We start from the raw sequence: 16,465 nt of genomic DNA on the forward strand, positions 1-16,465 counted from the left end.
GCCGACCCATCTCGCAAGCGAAGCTCAGGACTTTTTAACCGGCGCGACGCGACGGGTTTTCTTCGCGGGCGCGAGAAGCGCATCGCGTTCCGCGGCCCAGCGTTCGAGCAGCAAACGGGTCTGCGCCCGCACCGTCGATTTGATCAGCTCCGCGTTTTTCGCGTTCATGCTCTCCCAGCCGAGCAGCGTCAACGTGGTGCGATGCGCGATATGAAACACCAGCAATTGTCCGTGCAGGCTGAATGCGCGAATGACGGTAACGGGGTCGTTGCCCGGCTGGCCGGAAATCTTGCCGACGAGCGCCGCGCTTGCCAGGTTCAACGGATCCCGAAGCCGGCTATTGATGATCTGTGACGCGCTTTCGGGCTCGTAGCCGGCCTGCTCGCGCGCAAAAAACAGGCGGCGGTTCGGCTTGTTGACCTTGGCGAACGCGCCATCGGCGAGCGCTTCCTGAATGGACATGAACGCGTCGATCAACGTCGCCGTGTCGGCGTCCCCGGCCAGCACCCGCTGGGCATGCGTAACGGGCGGCCCGAACCGTTGCCACGCTTCGTCGACCATCGCCTCGATGCAGGCGCGATAGACCCCTTCCTTGTTCTCGAAGTAATACTGCAACGCGGGTGCATTGACGCCTGCGCGCGTGGCGATGTCGCGCGTGGACGCGCCGTCGAAGCCATGTTCGCCGAACAGGTCGGCTGCCGCCTCGATGATCCGGTGGCGAGTTTCCTCGCCACGTGCATAGCCGCTCTCCGTCGAATGGCGCGGCCTCTTTGCGGTGTTCATGCCTTTCTCTCTCCTAACGCCCGCAGAAATATATCACTTGACACAAATTTTCCAACTGGAATAATTCTGCCACCTGGAAACAATTGGACCGACACGATGTCAGCGACAGCAGACTCATCTTCCCGCCCGGCAGCCGCTGGCCACGCTCCGGCGTCCACCCGCCGACGGCCGAGCCGCCGTACCGTGCTCATCGCACTCGGCGTGGTCGCGCTGATCGTCGGCGGTATCTGGCTGGTGCGCTGGTGGACCGTGGGCCGCTTCATCGAGAGTACCGACGACGCTTACCTGCAAGCCGACAGCGTCACGGTCGCCCCCAAAATCGCCGGTTATATCACCGACGTGTACGTCGCCGATAATCAGGTCGTCAAGCCGGGCGATCCGCTGGTCCGGCTCGATACGCGTCAATACCAGGTCGCACTCGACCAGTCCGACGCCACCATCGACGCACGCAAGGCCGACATCGCACGCGCCGAAGCGGAAATCAGACAGCAGCAATCGAGTATTGCGCAGGCGCAAGCGCAGCAGCAGGTCGCCCGGGTGAACGCACAACACGCGACGGACGAAGTACATCGCTACGCGCCGCTCGTCGCCACCGGCGCCGAGAGCAGCGAGCGTCTCGCCGAACTGACCAGCACGCGCGACCAGGCGAGCGCCACGCTCGCCGCGAATGGTGCGGCCGTCGAAGCCGCGCGCTCGCAGATCGGCTCGCTGACCGCGCAACTCACGCAGGCCCGCGCCCAACTCGAAGCCGCCGTGGCGAGCGCGCAGCAATCGCACCTCGATCTCGATAACACGATCGTGCGCAGCGTGCTCGGCGGCAGGGTGGGCGACCGCACCGTTCGCGTCGGTCAGTACGTTCAGCCCGGCACCCGCATGCTGACCGTGGTGCCGGTGCAAAGTACCTATCTGCAGGCCAATTTCAAGGAAACCCAGGTCGGCCGCATGCGGGTCGGCCAGCCGGTCGAGATGCACGTGGACGCGTTGCCGGGTCATACGCTGCACGGTGTGATCGACAGCTTCGCGCCGGGCACGGGCTCGCAGTTCGCGTTGTTGCCGCCGGAAAACGCAACCGGCAACTTCACCAAGATCGTTCAGCGGGTGCCGGTGCGAATCCGCATCGATACCGGCGCGGAAACGCGTAGCGTGCTGCTGCCGGGTCTGTCCGTGAATGTCGACGTCGACACGCGTTCCGCCCGCGATCGCGACCAGCGCATCGACGCCGAGAACCATCGTGGCTGAGCCGAGCGCAACATCACCGGCCGGCCCGCCGGCCGAAGAGCGCGCGAGCGTCGGCGACTGGATCGCCGTGGCCGCGGGCGCGCTAGGCGCGTTGATGGCCACGCTCGACATCTCCATCACGAACTCCGCATTGCCGCAGATTCAAGGCGAAATCGGCGCGACCGGCACCGAGGGCACGTGGATTTCCACCGGCTACCTGATGTCGGAAATCGTGATGATTCCGCTGGCCGCATGGCTCACCCGCGTGTTCGGCCTGCGTAACTTCCTGCTCGCCAACTCGGCGCTGTTCATCGCATTCTCGATGATGTGCGGCTGGTCGCACACGTTGCCGATGATGATCGCCGGCCGCATCGGCCAGGGCTTCACTGGCGGCGCGCTGATCCCGACGGCGCAGACCATCATCCGCACCCGGCTGCCGCTCTCGCAGATGGCGGTCGGCATGACCATGTTCGGTCTGATCGTGTTGCTCGGGCCGTTGCTAGGCCCGGTGGTCGGCGGCTGGCTGGCGGAGAACATCAGCTGGAGCTGGTGCTTCTTCATGAACCTGCCCATCTGTCTCGCGTTGATGACGCTGCTGATCGTCGGTCTGCCCGCGGACCGCACGCACTGGGAAGCGTTTTTCAAGGCCGACTGGCTCGGCATCGTCGGCCTCGCCATCGGACTGAGTTCGCTCACGGTGGTGCTGGAAGAAGGGCAGCGCGAACGCTGGTTCGAATCGTCGATGATCGTGACGCTCACCTGCGTCTCGGTGTTCGGCATGATCCTGATCGGGCTGTCGCAACTCACCGCGAAAAAGCCCATCGTGCGTCTGGGCCTGATGCGCAACCCGAGCTACGCGAGTGTGATCGTGATCGTCTCGGCGGTCGGTGCCGCGTTGTACGGCGTGTCGTATCTGCTGCCGCAGTTTCTCGGCGTGGTGGCGGGTTATAACGCCGAGCAGTCCGGCGCCATCATGTTGCTGTCCGGCTTGCCCGCGTTTCTCATCATGCCGGTGCTGCCGAAACTGCTGGGCAAATTCGATTTCCGCGTACTGGTCATTACCGGGCTGGCGCTCTACGCCATCAGTTGCATGATCGACATCGACCTGACCGCGCAAAGCGTCGGGCACGACTTCATCTGGTCGCAACTCATACGCGGCACCGCGCAGATGCTCGCGATGATGCCGCTCAATCAGGCGTCGATGGCGGCGGTGTCGCGCGAGGATTCCGGCGATGCCGCCGGGCTCTACAACATGGCGCGCAATCTCGGCGGCTCGATTGGACTGGCGATCATCGGCACCATCATCGACCGGCGCACGACCTTCCATACGGCAATGATCCGCGAATCGGTCAGCGCCAATTCGCTGATCGGCAACGACAGTCTTGCGGGCAATGCGGCCGGCTGGTTCGCCCGCACCGGCGACATGGCTTACTCGCAGATGCGCGCGCTTGGCCAGTTGAGCGCGCAGATCAGCCAGCAGGCCGTCGTGATGACTTACTCGGAGACCTTCTACCTGCTGGGTATCGCGCTGATCGTCTGCATTCCGCTCGCGCTGATGCTCAAAACGCCGCGCCGGGGCGCGCCGCCGCCTTCGTCGGCGGGACACTAACGTAATCTGATCTCGACATGACGTTCATTCGCCCTACGTGTTTTGCCCTCGCCGCCGTCGCGTTGCTGTCCGCTCTCGCGGGCTGCACGGTCGGTCCGGATTATCGCGGTGCCCCGGCTGTCGCCGACGTCGCGCCGAGCGGCCAGGCATTCGTCCGCACACCCGCTTCCGGCACGCTTGCGACGCATGCACCCAACCAGTGGTGGCTCGCTTTCAACGACCCGCAACTGAACGAACTGATCGACGCGGCGTTCGCGCACAACCCGGACGTGCACGTGGCGCAGGCTCGCTTGCGGGAATCGCGCGCGCAGTTGCAGCAGCAGAATGCCGCCGAATTGCCGAAGGTGTCGGCCGATGTCGCCGCGCTGCGCATGCGGCGACCGGACACCAGCGCGCTGAGTGCGCTGACTTCGGGAGGCGCGTCTTCCGACGGGTCGGGCAGCGCGGCCAGCGGGAGTCAGACTTCGCTGGGCGGCGGGCCGCTGCAGCTTTACACCGCGGGCTTCGACGCGACCTGGGAAATCGATCTGTTCGGCGGCACACGACGCGCAATCGAAGCGGCCGCTGGGAATGCGCAAGCGGTCGACGCGGATCTCGCCGACACCCAGGTGTCGCTCGCGGCCGAGGTCGCCCAAACCTACATCGCTTTACGCGACCAGCAGGCGCGGCTCCTGCTCGCGCAACGGCAGGCCGAGACCGAGCAGACCATGCTGACGCTCACGCAGCAACGCCGCGCCCGCGGCACGGCGGCGGATGTCGATGTCGAGCGCCTGACCACGCAAGTGGAAAACACCCGCGCGACGCTTATTCCGCTCGACGCGCAACTGACCGATTCGCTCGACAGCCTGGCCGTGCTGACGGGCCGTGCGCCCGGCGCATTGGACCAGCAACTCGCCAGCACGCAGCCATTGCCGAGCCTGCCCGAAACCGTGGCGATCGGCGATGCGTCCACCATGTTGCAGCAACGCCCGGATATCCGTGCAGCGGAACGGCGTCTCGCATCGAGCAATGCGCAGATTGGCCAGCACATTGCGGATTTCTTCCCGAAGGTCACGCTGCTCGGCGATATCGGTTTCAGCGCGACCGACCCGGGCCATCTGGTGCGCAACAGCAATTTCAGCTGGATTGCCGCGCCTTATCTGCAATGGAACATTCTCGACTTCGGGCGCACGCTCGGTAGCGTTCATGCCGCCGAGGCCTCGCGCGACGAAGCCGAAGCCCGTTATACGAAGGCCGTGCTCGCCGCGCTACAGGACGCGAATTCGTCGCTGTCGCGCTATGGGCATCAGCGCGCACACGTGGTCACGTTGCAGAAGGTGGAGCACTCCGCCAGCCACTCGGCCACGTCGATGCGGCAGCGTTATGCCGCTGGCGTATCGAGTCTGATCGATCTGCTCGACACGCAACGCGAAGAGTTCACCGCGCAGCAGAACGTGGTGGCAGGGCAGGCCGAGTTGCTCAAAGACTTCGTCTCGTTGCAGAAGAGCCTGGGGTTGGGATGGCAGGCGCCGCAAGCCTAGACGTTGCGCAAAACGCGCCGATGCATGTGGTCTGCGCGCGACACCTGTTCATGAAAGTTTATTCATCTCGCTGTCCGAACGAGGCCTATAACGGCCTCGCCGCAAGCGCTCGCCGCCCTCGACGGAGCACGGCGCGCGGCTCTTGCGGTTCCTGAAAGACTGAGTTTCGCTTCACTGGGTTCCCGGTGGAAAGTGGCTACTTAAACTCCGCTTCGCGCTCACGCTGAATCTTCAACGTGGCTCGACGGGGAGCGTGCAAACAACGGCCACTTTATTTTCAGAAACCATCGGACAGGTGAACAGATCCATGAAGAAGACTTACCTCTGCACTGCGCTCGCCACGCTTTTTCTGTGCAATGTCGCCCACGCTCAAAGCAGTGTCACGCTTTACGGTTTGATCGATGAAGGCGTGAACTTCACGACCAATACGGCGGGGCATCGCGGTTACCAGATGGTCAGTGGCGACACGGTGGGAAGCCGTTGGGGCATCAAGGGCGCCGAAGACCTGGGCGGCGGTCTGAAAGCCGTGTTCCAGTTGGAAAACGGGTTCAACACGAATACCGGCGCGCTGGGTCAAGGCGGTCTGATGTTCGGCCGCCAGGCTTTCGTCGGCCTGTCGTCGGCGCAATACGGCACGGTGACGTTCGGCCGTCAGTACGATCCGACCGTCGACATGTGGAGCGGCTTCACCGCGGCCGGCAACTGGGAAGGCGATCTGGGCGCACACCCGTTCGACAACGACAACGCCGACTGGGATTACCGTATCAACAACTCGGTGAAGTACGTGTCGCCGACGCTGCGCGGATTCACGGGTGAAGCGATGTACGGTTTCAGCAACCAGGCGGGCGGCTTCGCGCAGAACCGCATGTATAGCCTCGCCGGTAACTACCAGATGGGCCCGTTCTCGGCTGCCGTCGCCTACATGAAGACCAATGCGGGCGGCACCAGCACGAGCGGTGCGCTCAGCGACGGCACCAGCGTGTTCAACGCGCAGTCGCAACAGAATATCGATGCCGGTGTGTCCTATAAGTTCTCGGACAAGGCCATGCTCGAGTTCGCGTATTCGCATATCGACGTGTACAACCCGACCGGCAATCTGTACTTCAACGATCAGCCGACTGCGGGCACTCAAAACTCGTGGAAGTTCGATAACTTCGAAATCAACGGACAGTACTATTTCCGTCACGACTTCTGGCTCGGCGCCGCTTACACCTTCACGCAGGCGCACGTGGCGACGACCTCGGGGCATTCGGATCCGAAGTGGAACCAGGTTTCGTTGATGCTCGACTACGATTTGAGCGCAAGGACGTCGGTGTACGTGCAGGGCGCCTACCAGCACGTAAGCGGCGGCAATGGCACCGATTTCGATTACGCGGACATCGTCGGCTCGTCGGGCGCGTCGTCTTCGGGTAACCAGATGGTCTACCGTCTCGCGATGACGCATCGGTTCTAGGCAGTCGGCCCAGCAGCAAAACTAAAAAACCACAGCCCGCGAAAACGGGCTGTGGTTTTGTCGTTAGCCAGATATCAGTGATGCGCGTACACCGTGCGGTTCAGATAAGCAATCTGGCCGTCCTTCTGCGCTTCGATGAGTTCGTGATAAACCTGCGCCCGGGTTTTCTGCATGACGGGCTGAACGTAAGACGTGATCTGGACATTGTCCGGCGCGACCGGCGACGGGGCCGGGGCCGGGCTTCCGACCGTGGTTTGCGCAAATGCCGAACCGCTGACGACCATACATACCAAGACGGCGAGCGATACCTTTCTCATGACTTCTCCTTCATCTTCGGAACAGTAGATGACGAAGAATAATGAGTGGGGCGTATCAGGGCGCTCGCATCGGAATGAAGAGTTTTTTAAGGCTCGCTTCGTCCCGCGTCGTCAGATTACCAGTCCGCCCGAGACCTCGATTCGCTGCGCGTTGACCCAGCGATTGTCGTCCGATAGAAGCGCCGCGATCATCGGGCCGATATCGTCGGGAACGCCGGCGCGTCCCAAGGCGGTGAGTTCGGCGATATGGCGGTTCACCTCGGGATTGTCGCGCACAATACCGCCGCTGAAATCCGTCGCTACCGCGCCCGGCGCAACGACGTTCACGGTAATGCCGCGCGGTCCGAGTTCTTTCGCCATATATTTGGTCAACACTTCGACCGCACCTTTCATCGACCCATACGCCGCGCCGCCGGGACCGATGATGCGGGTTCGACCCGTCGAAATATTGACGATGCGGCCGCCGTCGCGAATCAGCGGCAAGAGTTTCTGGCTCAGAAAGAACGCGCCTTTGAAGTGCACGCGGTAGAGGTTGTCCAGTTCTTCCTCGGTGGCCTTGTCGAACGGCATGTTGCGGTGATTGTTGCCGGCGTTGTTCACCAGAAAATCGAAGTGCGTCGCACCGAGGCTCGTCAGCGCCGACCGCACTTGCGTGACGAACGCGTCGAATGCGCCGACCTCGCCGGTATCGAGTTGCACGGCGACGGCGCGCGCGCCGGCTTCCTGCACGGCGGCCACGACCGCATCGGCGTCTTCGCGATGACTGTGATAAGTGAAGAGGGAATCGACGCCACGCGCGGCCAGATTCAACACGGTGTTACGGCCGATGCCGCGACTCCCGCCGGTGACGATGGCGATCTTGCGAGCGGATTGGGATGGCTGGACGGTCAAGGTGGAACTCCTGTGAAGGTCAATGTCGACCGTCAGATTAGCCGCCGCCATGGTCGTGGGTGAATGCCGGGACCTGGCGAATTCCTGCCTATTCGTGTTTGTTCGCTCATCGAGTCGCAGTCCCACCCGCTATTTGATCTGTATTGCATTGGCGGCCCGTCGCCCTTATTATTGCGAGTGATTATCATTTGCATCCTAAGCGTGTTCGTGTGCCGACCTCATCTCCCGCTCATCTGGACTCTGTTTCCACGCTTTACTGCGACCACCAACCGTGGTTGCGGGGCTGGTTGCGCAAAAAATTAGGTTGCGCGGAGAAGGCGGCGGATCTGGCGCAGGACACGTTCGTGCGCGTGCTGGCGGGTCAGGCGGGGGACGAGAGGATCGTCGAGCCGCGCGCATTTCTCACCACCATCGCGCAGCGCGTGCTGTCGAACCACTGGCGACGTGAAAAGCTGGAGCAGGCTTATCTGGACGCGCTGATGCTGGTGCCCGAACAATGGGAACTGTCGCTCGAAGCGCGCGCGATCCTGCTGGAAACGCTGCTGGAACTCGACCGCCTGCTCGACGGACTTGCCGGCCCGGTACGGCGCGCGTTCCTGTTGACCCAACTCGACGGCCTGACGCACGCGCAGGTCGCCGTCGAACTCGGTATCTCGGTACCGACGGTCAAGCGCTACGTGGTGAAAGCGCTCCAGCAATGTTATTTCGCCGATCTCCGGCTCGCCGATCGCGCGTGAACTGACCGTCGACCCACGCCCCATGTCTTCTTCCTCCTGGTACGAGTCCACCCGCGAAGCCTCCGCGATACCGGCGCAGGTCGCTCAGCGCGCGGTCGAATGGCTCGTCGAATTGCAGGAACCGGAGATCAGCGCAGAGCGGGTCGAAACATGGCGCCGCTGGCGCGCCGAGCATCCCGATCACGAACGCGCGTGGCGGCGCATCGAAACCGTCAATGGCATGTTGAACCGGACCGCGTCGCCCGCGCGCTCAATACTGGCGCGCGCCACGCTGGCGCCGCCGCGGTCGCCCGCCCGGCGCCGCGCCGTGAAGACGCTGAGCGTGCTGATCTACACCGGCGGCCTGGCATGGGCTGCCGAAGAGCATCTGCCATGGCGCAAGTGGAGCGCCGACGTTCGCACGGGCGTGGGCGAACAGCGGTTGCTTGCGCTCGGCGACGGCACGCAGATCGTGCTGAATACGGATAGCGCAATCGACGTCCGCTTCAACGGTACGCAGCGTCGCTTAAGAGTCGTCAGCGGCGAGATTCTCGTCACCACCGCGCGTGATCCGCACTCGCCGGCGCGAGCGTTCGCCGTCGAAACGCCGCAAGGTCTGGCGACGCCGCTCGGCACGCGTTTCACCGTCGGTCTGCAGGATGGCGCGACGAGCGTCGGCGTGTTCCAGGGCGCGGTACGACTCGAACCGGGCGCGATGACAGAACCGGCACTGGTTCTGCAGGCGGGGCAACAGGGGAGCTTCAGCCCGTTCGGCGTGCAGGGCACGGCGGCGCTGGATCGCGACAGTGCTGCGTGGAGCGAGGGCTTCATCGTGGCGAAAAACCGGCGGCTCGGCGACTTCCTGCAGGAGTTGAACCGCTATACCGACGCCAGCATCAGTTGCGACCCGAGCGTCGCCGCAACGCTCGTGTCGGGGTCGTACTCGCTGGGCGATATCGGCGTGGCGCTGGAGACGCTTGCGCTCGCGTTGCACCTCCACATAAAGCGTCAGCGTCGTTTCTGGGGTGACGAAGCAATCCGCCTGATGCCGCCGGGCAGCAATGCGTAGTCGACGCAAGCGATCAAAAATTATTTGCCGCCGACTTGAGCCGTTTTGGCTTTTCGCGGGACATGGAAAGTAGGAAGGCACATTTTTCATGATCAGCGAAGGGGCACAACATGCGTATCGAACGCGCGTCGGGGAAGGGAGTACAGCAGCGATTCAGGCTGGCAAGGATGGCCGGAGCGATCCGGCATGCGACGGCCGGGATGGCAGTCGGAGTGTCGGTGCTGATGGCGCCGCCTATCGTGCAGGCGCAGACGGGTTCGCTGCGCCACTACGATATCGCCGCGGGTTCGCTGGAAGACGCATTGAACCACTTCGGCGTGCGGGCCGGCATCACGTTGTCGTTTCCGGGTGAACTGGCCGCGGGCCAGCACAGCAACGGTCTGCAAGGCGACTACAGCATCGCTGACGGTCTGAACAGACTGCTCGCCGGCACGGGGCTGCACCCGAAGCCGCAACCGAACGGCAGCTATCTGCTGGAGAAATCCGCGGACACGGCGCCGTCTCCGGCACCTTCAGCGCAGGCGCAGGTGCTGCCCGCCGTGGTCGTCACCACCGGGCGCGATGCAATCGTCCAGGCCAACAATCCACCGACCACGATCGCCTCCAAAATTCCGCTCGAGCAACGGGAAATACCGCAGTCGGTGACCGTGGTGACCCAGAAGCAGATCGAGGAACAGAACCTTCGCACGCTGGACGATGCGATGCAGTCGGTGCCCGGCGTCACGGTCAATCTGATCAACCCGAATGACACCGCTTACTATTCGCGCGGCTTCCCGATTTCGACTTTTCAGCTCGACGGCGTGCCGACCGTGATTCCTTCGTCGGGCGGCGGCACCATCGCGGATGACCTCGCGATGTACGAAAGCGTCGAAGTGCTGCGCGGACCAGCGGGTCTTTTCAACGGACTGGGCGGCGATGGCGGCGTCATCAACCTGGTGCGCAAGCATGCGCCTGCCGCGTTCCAGGCATCGGCCGAAGTGTCAGCCGGCAACTACGCGAACCGGATCGAGCAGGTCGATATCGGCGGACCGCTGAATGCCGCCGGCACGCTGAAAGGGCGACTCGTCGCGATGCAGCACGATCAGGGGCTATTGCAGGACGGCGCGTGGCAACGCGACCAGCAGGTCTACGGTACGCTCGAAGCGGACCTGACGCCGAACACGATCGCGCGCGTCGGCGCGAGCTACACGAAAACCTTCGGCCACGTGATGTACGGCATACCCGCCTATTCGACGGGTTACGGCATCGTCGACGTGCCGCGCTCCGCCTACATCGGTGCCGATTGGGACAAGCTGGAAAACGAGAAGACCAATGCGTTCGCCGAGCTGGAGCAGAAACTCGGCGGCGGCTGGAAAGCCAAGCTGGCGTTCAATTACACGCATATCTACACGCATTATCTGAACGGCATTCCGGGCAGCTATGTCGACCCCGAGACGGATATCGGCGACCTGTACAGCTACAACTATAAGGACAGCAATACGCAGGAAGCGGTGGACCTGTATGCGAGCGGTCCGTTCAAACTGTTCGGGCGCACGCATCAGCTGACGGTCGGAGCGAACTACATGCACCAGACCGACCGCTCGACGCAGTACTTCGTCAATCCCGCAACCGGTTTCGACGTGTGGGGCGACGTCTACACCAGCATCTACGACACGGCGGCCTATTCGAACGATTTCACCAACGGTCAGCAAAACGATTTCCGTTCGACGACGAACCAGTACGGCGTGTATGGCGACGCGCGCTTCAGCCTCGCCGATCCGTTGACGCTGATCGTCGGCGGCCGCGTGACCTGGTGGAACACGCAGCTCACACCCAATGCGAATCCCGACTACAACTACTTCGGCGAGAACGCGCAGGACGACCGCGTCGGGCCGAAGTTCACGCCGTTCGTCGGGCTCGTGTACGACATCGACGATAGGTACTCCGCGTACGCGAGCTACACGTCGATCTACAAACCGCAGACCGATACGTACACGTACGACGGCAAGATCATCAAGCCGGTTACCGGCGAACAGTATGAAGTCGGGCTGAAAGGCGCGCAGTTCGGCGGCCGGCTGAATACATCGATTGCGCTGTTCCAGATCACCGAAGAGAACCGCGCATTCAGCGATCCCGCTCATCAGGGTTTCTATCTCGCGCAAGGGCGCGCGCGAAGCCGCGGCGTCGAATTTCAGGCGAGCGGCCAAGTTTTGCCGAACTGGACGGTGGGCGGCGGCTATACCTACACGATGGCCGAGGCGCTCGACACTAGCGAGACCTTCGGTTCCCCGATCTCGATGACGACGCCCAGGCATCTGTTCAAGCTGTGGACGAACTACCGTTTGCCCGGCACGCTGAACAAGTGGAGCATCGGCGGGTCCATGTACGTGACCAGTGCAACCTCGTACACGATCGACGATACCGGCAGTATGGTCGCGCCCGGCTACGCCACCTTCAATGCGAACGTCGGCTACCAGGCGACGAAAAGTCTCTCGGCGTTGCTGAGCGTCACCAATCTGACGGATCGGACCTACGTCAGGACGGCCTCGGGTGCCGGCGGGTATTACTACGGCAATCCGCTGGAAGTGATGCTCACCTTGCGATACAAAATGTAAGCCCCCTCAGCGCGGCACGATAGCGATGCTTGTGCCGATTTATTGGTAGCGCAGCGGCGTCAATGAACCGAGAATGGCATGACCTCCACTCCGTTCAAAGGAAAGTCATGAGCCAGAATCTTTACGACATCCCCGTTCAGTCCATCGACGGCGCCGCGCTCAAACTCGACGCGTTCAAAGGCAAAGTGCTGCTGATCGTCAACGTCGCGTCCAAATGCGGTCTCACGCCGCAATACGAAGCACTGGAAGGGCTGTACAAAAGCAAACGCGAGCAGGGCCTCGAAATTCTGGGTTTCCCCGCGAATAACTTCAAAGGCCAGGAGCCGGGCAGCGACGAGGAGATCAAGAGCTTTTGCAGCACCACGTACGACGTCGACTTCCCGCTGTTTTCGAAAATCTCCGTGGTGGGCGCCGACCAGCATCCGCTTTATCACACGCTGACGAGCACGCAGCCCGCCGCCACCGGCGACGGCCCGTTCCGCGAACGGCTGAAAGGCTATGGCATCGAGCCGAATGCCGCGCCTGACGTGCTGTGGAATTTCGAAAAGTTTCTCGTCAGCAAGGACGGCAAGGTGGTGAACCGCTTCGCGCCCGACGTGACCGCGGACGATCCGCGTCTGGTCGAAGCGATCGACGCCGAACTGGCGCGCTGAGCCGCAATCCGCAATTCGCGATTCGCGACTCGCGACTCGACGTAAGCATGAGCACGAGCGCTACCGGTCGCAGCATTCACTCGCCGCGACCAGTAGCACGCATCAGAAGGCCGGGATGATCGCGCCGTGGTACCGGTCCAGAATGAAGCGCCGCACTTCATCCGACTGGTACGCCTTCACCAGTTGCTGTACCCAGGGCTGATTCGCGTCCTGTTCGCGTACCGCGATCAGGCACGCGTACACGCCGTCGCCACCCTCGACAAGAATGGTGTCGTGCGCGGGATTCAAGCCGGCCTTGATCGCGTAATCGGCGTTGATGGTGGTCGCGTCGAAGTCATCGAGCGTGCGCGGCAATTGCGCCGCATCGATCTCGGTGAACTTGAAATGCTTCGGGTTGGCGGTAATGTCGCGCGGCGTCGCGTTGATGCCCGTTACCGGGTCGATGCCCGAGCGCAACGTGATAGCGCCGGACTTCTGCAGGAGCAGCAGCACGCGGCTTTCGTTAGCCGGATCGTTGGGGATGCCGATCGAGGCTCCCGCCGGCAGATCGGTAAATTTCTTGTACTTCTTCGAATACACGCCAATCGGCCCGATCCACGTGCGGCCGATACCCACCAGCTTATAGCCGCGCGCCCGCACCTGAGCGGCCAGAAACGGCCGGTGCTGGTAGCTGTTCGCGTCGAGATCGCCCGCGTCGAGCGCGGCATCCGGCTGAATGTAGTCGCTGAACGGCACGATCTTGATATGCAGGCCGTAGTCGCGCTCGGCCACTTTCGCCACTTCCGTGAAAATCTCTTCGTGCGGGCCGGTCGTCACGCCGACCTTGAGCGTTTTCACGTCGGCATGCGCGCCGGCCGTGGACAAGGCGAGAACCGCCAACGCGGGAAACGCAAAGCGCACGATCAGGCGGCGCAGGGAGAACGGTGATGACGGCACGGCAGAATCCTTTCGAGAAAAAGCGCCAGGTAAAGTGCGCGTAATCTAGCGCGCCCGACTGCGGCCGCAAACCAATCAATTGGACTATGCAAAGTGCAAAGCAATGGGGCGCTGTCTGCGCGCTGACGACGCTGCAGCAGATAAGCAAATGAAAAATGAATGGTTCAACGGCGCGCGCGAAGGTCTTAACCTCGAACCATTCCGCTAGAGGTTGCATGAACGACATTTCCCATACCGGTGTGCCGCACGGGCAGCCGGCAAACCCAGGCGACAGCAGCGCCCGCCGCGAAGCCCACGTCATCGGCAGCGATGCCGAAGCGCTGGCCGCGGCCGATCGACTCGCGCTGCAACTATCCGGGGGCGCGGCTGCGCGCGACCAGCAGCGGCGTTTGCCGCACGAAGAGCTGGCGCTGTTCAGCGCGAGCGGACTGGGCGGCATTACCGTGCCGCGCGAATACGGTGGCGCCGACGTCTCGTTCGTCACGCTGGCAGAGGTCTTCGCGATTCTTTCCGAGGCCGACCCTTCCGTTGGACAAATCCCGCAGAACCATTTTGGCTTTCTGAACGTCATCCGCACGCTGGGCTCCGAGTCGCAGAAGCGCCGCTACTTTGCCGGCGTGCTGGCCGGCAAGCGCCTCGGCAACGCCGGACCCGAGCGCGGCTCGCGCAATACCACCGACATCCAGACGCGTCTTACCCGCGTCGACGGGCAACTGCGCGTCAGCGGGCGGAAGTTCTATTCGACCGGCGCGCTATTCGCCGACTGGGTGCCGACCAAACTGCTCGATGACGAAGGGCGGATGGTCGCCGCGATCATCGAGCGCGATACGCCGGGCCTGACCGTGATCGACGACTGGTCCGGTTTTGGCCAGCGCACCACGGCGAGCGGTTCGGTGCTGTTCAACGACGTCGTGGTCGACCCGGATTCCGTGTTGCCCTTGTGGCAATCGGCGGGCGAGCCTTCGCTCATCGGCCCGGTTTCGCAGATCATCCAGGCCGCGATCGATGCGGGCATTGCCCGCGCGGCGGTGCGCGAGACGGTGCGCTTCGTCAGGGAGCAGGCGCGCCCGTGGATCGATGCCAAGGTCGACAACGCCGGCGACGATCCGTACGTGATTCGCGATACCGGCCAGTTGTATATCGAACTGCATGCGGCGGACGCCGTGCTGGAGCGCGCGGCCCGCGCGCTCGACCGGATTCGCGCGAGCGGCGTGACGGCGCAGACACAAGCCGAAGCGTCGATTGCCGTCGCCAAAGCCAAGGTGCTGACCACCGAAGCCGCGCTGAACAGCGCGGAAAAACTGTTCGAGCTGTCCGGCTCGCGCGCGGTGCTCAGCGCAAGCAATCTCGATCGCCACTGGCGCAACGCGCGCGTGCATACGCTGCACGACCCGGTGCGCTGGAAGTACTTTGCCATCGGCAACTATCTGCTCAATGGCGTGCTGCCGCAGCGGCACGCGTGGATCTGACGCGAGCGAGACCTTCACCATGACTATCGGTACGCAGCACAAAGGCGGCCACGTGGCCGCCGTCATCCGTTCGGACGAGGAAGCGCTCGAGATTGCGCGGGCGCTCGCAGCCGAGTTCGCCCGCGAAGCCGCGCAGCGCGACGCCGAATCGCGCGCGCCGCACGAAGAGCTGGCGCGTTTCTCGCAGTCCGGTTTGTGGGGCATCACTGTGCCGCGCGAATACGGCGGCGCCGGTGTGGCCAGCACGACGCTCACCGAAGTCGTCGCGCTGATTTCAGCGGCCGACGGCTCGCTCGGACAGATTCCGCAGAACCACTACTACACGGTCGAAGCGATTCGCGTGCAGGCCAGCGACGCGCAGAAGCAGCATCTGTTTGCGCGGGTGCTGGCGGGCGAGCGCTTCGGCAACGCGCTGTCCGAACGGCGCACGCGCACGGCGTCCGAGCGCGCGATGCATCTCGCGCCGCACGGCGACGGCACGTTTCGCGTGAGCGGCGAGAAGTTCTATGCGACGGGCGCGCTGTACGCGCAATCGATTCCGACTGCGTTGACGGGTGAAGACGGCCGCGCCTATCTCGCGATCATTCCGCGTGACGCGCCTGGCGTGCAGGTGATCGACGACTGGTCGGGCTTCGGCCAGCGCGGAACGGCGAGCGGCACCGTGAAGTTCGACCAGGTGAGCGTGACGGCCGATCAGGTCATCCTGCTCGCCGATCCCAACGACCCGCGCACCACGATCAAACCGTATGGACAGTTGATTCACGCCGCCATCGATCTGGGCCTCGCGCGCGGCGCGCTCGACACCACGCAGACGTTCGTTGCGACCCAGTCGCGGCCGTGGATCGAGGCGAACGTGGACCGGGCCGCCGACGACCCGTTGACGATCAACGAATTCGGCCGTCTCGCCGTGCGCCTGGAAGCCGCCGATGCGTTGCTCGAACGCGCAGCATGGCGGGTCGATGCCGCGCGCGTCGACCCGCAGCCGGGCAAGGTGGGCGAGGCCGCCATCGCCGTGGCCGAAGCGCGCGCGTTGACGACGGAGATTGCGCTGGCGGCCTCGACCAAACTGATCGAACTCGGCGGCACGCGTGCCGCGATGGGCGAACTCAACCTCGATCGATACTGGCGCAACGCACGCGTGCATACGCTGCACGATCCGGTGCGCTGGAAGATCGCGGCGGTCGGCGACTATTATCTGAACGACCGCCTGCCCGCACAGAGCGGCACTACCTGAACC

The 16,465-nt window shown here is 63.4% G+C and carries 14 protein-coding genes; 10 read left to right on the top strand and 4 right to left on the bottom strand.

From position 1 onward, the window contains the following. Positions 1 to 24: 24 nt before the first annotated feature. The gene (locus FQ746_RS12035; protein WP_144109569.1) at positions 25 to 783 is read right to left on the bottom strand and encodes a CerR family C-terminal domain-containing protein; all 759 of its coding nucleotides are present in this window, start codon (positions 781 to 783) and stop codon (positions 25 to 27) included. Between the two features lie 96 nt (positions 784 to 879). Here FQ746_RS12035 and FQ746_RS12040 point away from each other — a divergent pair, with 96 nt between their 5' ends. The 4 genes from FQ746_RS12040 to FQ746_RS12055 all read left to right on the top strand — a co-directional run bounded on the left by FQ746_RS12040 (position 880) and on the right by FQ746_RS12055 (position 6,583). After that, positions 880 to 2,022, top strand: a complete 1,143-nt coding sequence (locus FQ746_RS12040; RefSeq protein WP_144109570.1) for an HlyD family secretion protein — start codon at positions 880 to 882, stop codon at positions 2,020 to 2,022. Further along, on the top strand, positions 2,015 to 3,610 hold the full coding sequence (locus tag FQ746_RS12045) for an MDR family MFS transporter (RefSeq protein WP_144109571.1): 1,596 nt from the start codon (positions 2,015 to 2,017) through the stop codon (positions 3,608 to 3,610). The genes FQ746_RS12040 and FQ746_RS12045 overlap by 8 nt, the downstream gene beginning before the upstream one ends. Before the next feature lie 17 nt (positions 3,611 to 3,627). Next, positions 3,628 to 5,130, top strand: coding sequence for an efflux transporter outer membrane subunit (locus tag FQ746_RS12050; protein ID WP_144109572.1), 1,503 nt, complete (start codon positions 3,628 to 3,630; stop codon positions 5,128 to 5,130). Positions 5,131 to 5,437: 307 nt separating this feature from the next. Further along, positions 5,438 to 6,583 carry a porin gene (locus FQ746_RS12055; RefSeq protein WP_144109573.1) on the top strand — a complete coding sequence of 382 codons (1,146 nt, stop codon included), beginning with the start codon at positions 5,438 to 5,440 and terminating at the stop codon, positions 6,581 to 6,583. 74 nt (positions 6,584 to 6,657) lie between these two features. Here FQ746_RS12055 and FQ746_RS12060 read toward each other — a convergent pair whose 3' ends face one another. Next, on the bottom strand, positions 6,658 to 6,900 hold the full coding sequence (locus tag FQ746_RS12060) for a DUF4148 domain-containing protein (RefSeq protein WP_144109574.1): 243 nt from the start codon (positions 6,898 to 6,900) through the stop codon (positions 6,658 to 6,660). A gap of 111 nt (positions 6,901 to 7,011) precedes the next feature. Then, positions 7,012 to 7,842, bottom strand: a complete 831-nt coding sequence (locus tag FQ746_RS12065; RefSeq protein WP_144109575.1) for an SDR family oxidoreductase — start codon at positions 7,840 to 7,842, stop codon at positions 7,012 to 7,014. A 158-nt stretch (positions 7,843 to 8,000) separates the two neighbouring features. On the opposite strand from FQ746_RS12065, the gene FQ746_RS12070 reads away from it, so the two are divergent. From FQ746_RS12070 to FQ746_RS12085, 4 genes are all read left to right on the top strand, one after another. Further along, positions 8,001 to 8,528, top strand: coding sequence for a sigma-70 family RNA polymerase sigma factor (locus FQ746_RS12070; protein WP_144109576.1), 528 nt, complete (start codon positions 8,001 to 8,003; stop codon positions 8,526 to 8,528). Positions 8,529 to 8,550: 22 nt separating this feature from the next. Next, positions 8,551 to 9,576, top strand: a complete 1,026-nt coding sequence (locus FQ746_RS12075; protein ID WP_144109577.1) for a FecR domain-containing protein — start codon at positions 8,551 to 8,553, stop codon at positions 9,574 to 9,576. Positions 9,577 to 9,686: 110 nt separating this feature from the next. Further along, positions 9,687 to 12,170, top strand: a complete 2,484-nt coding sequence (locus FQ746_RS12080) for a TonB-dependent siderophore receptor (protein ID WP_144109578.1) — start codon at positions 9,687 to 9,689, stop codon at positions 12,168 to 12,170. 107 nt (positions 12,171 to 12,277) lie between these two features. Next, positions 12,278 to 12,823, top strand: a complete 546-nt coding sequence (locus FQ746_RS12085) for a glutathione peroxidase (protein WP_144109579.1) — start codon at positions 12,278 to 12,280, stop codon at positions 12,821 to 12,823. Positions 12,824 to 12,925: 102 nt separating this feature from the next. Here FQ746_RS12085 and FQ746_RS12090 read toward each other — a convergent pair whose 3' ends face one another. Further along, the gene (locus FQ746_RS12090) at positions 12,926 to 13,702 is read right to left on the bottom strand and encodes a MetQ/NlpA family ABC transporter substrate-binding protein (protein WP_260854005.1); all 777 of its coding nucleotides are present in this window, start codon (positions 13,700 to 13,702) and stop codon (positions 12,926 to 12,928) included. Between the two features lie 272 nt (positions 13,703 to 13,974). On the opposite strand from FQ746_RS12090, the gene FQ746_RS12095 reads away from it, so the two are divergent. Then, positions 13,975 to 15,228 carry an SfnB family sulfur acquisition oxidoreductase gene (locus FQ746_RS12095; protein ID WP_144109580.1) on the top strand — a complete coding sequence of 418 codons (1,254 nt, stop codon included), beginning with the start codon at positions 13,975 to 13,977 and terminating at the stop codon, positions 15,226 to 15,228. A 19-nt stretch (positions 15,229 to 15,247) separates the two neighbouring features. Beyond that, positions 15,248 to 16,462, top strand: a complete 1,215-nt coding sequence (locus tag FQ746_RS12100) for an SfnB family sulfur acquisition oxidoreductase (protein WP_144109581.1) — start codon at positions 15,248 to 15,250, stop codon at positions 16,460 to 16,462. The last annotated feature ends 3 nt before the right edge of the window (positions 16,463 to 16,465 follow it).

Origin of the sequence: Paraburkholderia sp. BCC1886 (genome assembly GCF_900996245.1) — a bacterium.
Classification (GTDB): domain Bacteria; phylum Pseudomonadota; class Gammaproteobacteria; order Burkholderiales; family Burkholderiaceae; genus Paraburkholderia.

Bases quoted from the DNA above. Each gene is read 5' to 3' on its own strand.
- FQ746_RS12035 (WP_144109569.1), bottom strand. From the start codon at position 783: ATGAACACCGCAAAGAGGCCGCGCCATTCGACGGAGAGCGGCTATGCA.
- FQ746_RS12040 (WP_144109570.1), top strand. From the start codon at position 880: ATGTCAGCGACAGCAGACTCATCTTCCCGCCCGGCAGCCGCTGGCCAC.
- FQ746_RS12050 (WP_144109572.1), top strand. From the start codon at position 3,628: ATGACGTTCATTCGCCCTACGTGTTTTGCCCTCGCCGCCGTCGCGTTG.
- FQ746_RS12055 (WP_144109573.1), top strand. From the start codon at position 5,438: ATGAAGAAGACTTACCTCTGCACTGCGCTCGCCACGCTTTTTCTGTGC.
- FQ746_RS12060 (WP_144109574.1), bottom strand. From the start codon at position 6,900: ATGAGAAAGGTATCGCTCGCCGTCTTGGTATGTATGGTCGTCAGCGGT.
- FQ746_RS12065 (WP_144109575.1), bottom strand. From the start codon at position 7,842: ATGGCGGCGGCTAATCTGACGGTCGACATTGACCTTCACAGGAGTTCC.
- FQ746_RS12075 (WP_144109577.1), top strand. From the start codon at position 8,551: ATGTCTTCTTCCTCCTGGTACGAGTCCACCCGCGAAGCCTCCGCGATA.
- FQ746_RS12080 (WP_144109578.1), top strand. From the start codon at position 9,687: ATGCGTATCGAACGCGCGTCGGGGAAGGGAGTACAGCAGCGATTCAGG.
- FQ746_RS12085 (WP_144109579.1), top strand. From the start codon at position 12,278: ATGAGCCAGAATCTTTACGACATCCCCGTTCAGTCCATCGACGGCGCC.
- FQ746_RS12095 (WP_144109580.1), top strand. From the start codon at position 13,975: ATGAACGACATTTCCCATACCGGTGTGCCGCACGGGCAGCCGGCAAAC.
- FQ746_RS12100 (WP_144109581.1), top strand. From the start codon at position 15,248: ATGACTATCGGTACGCAGCACAAAGGCGGCCACGTGGCCGCCGTCATC.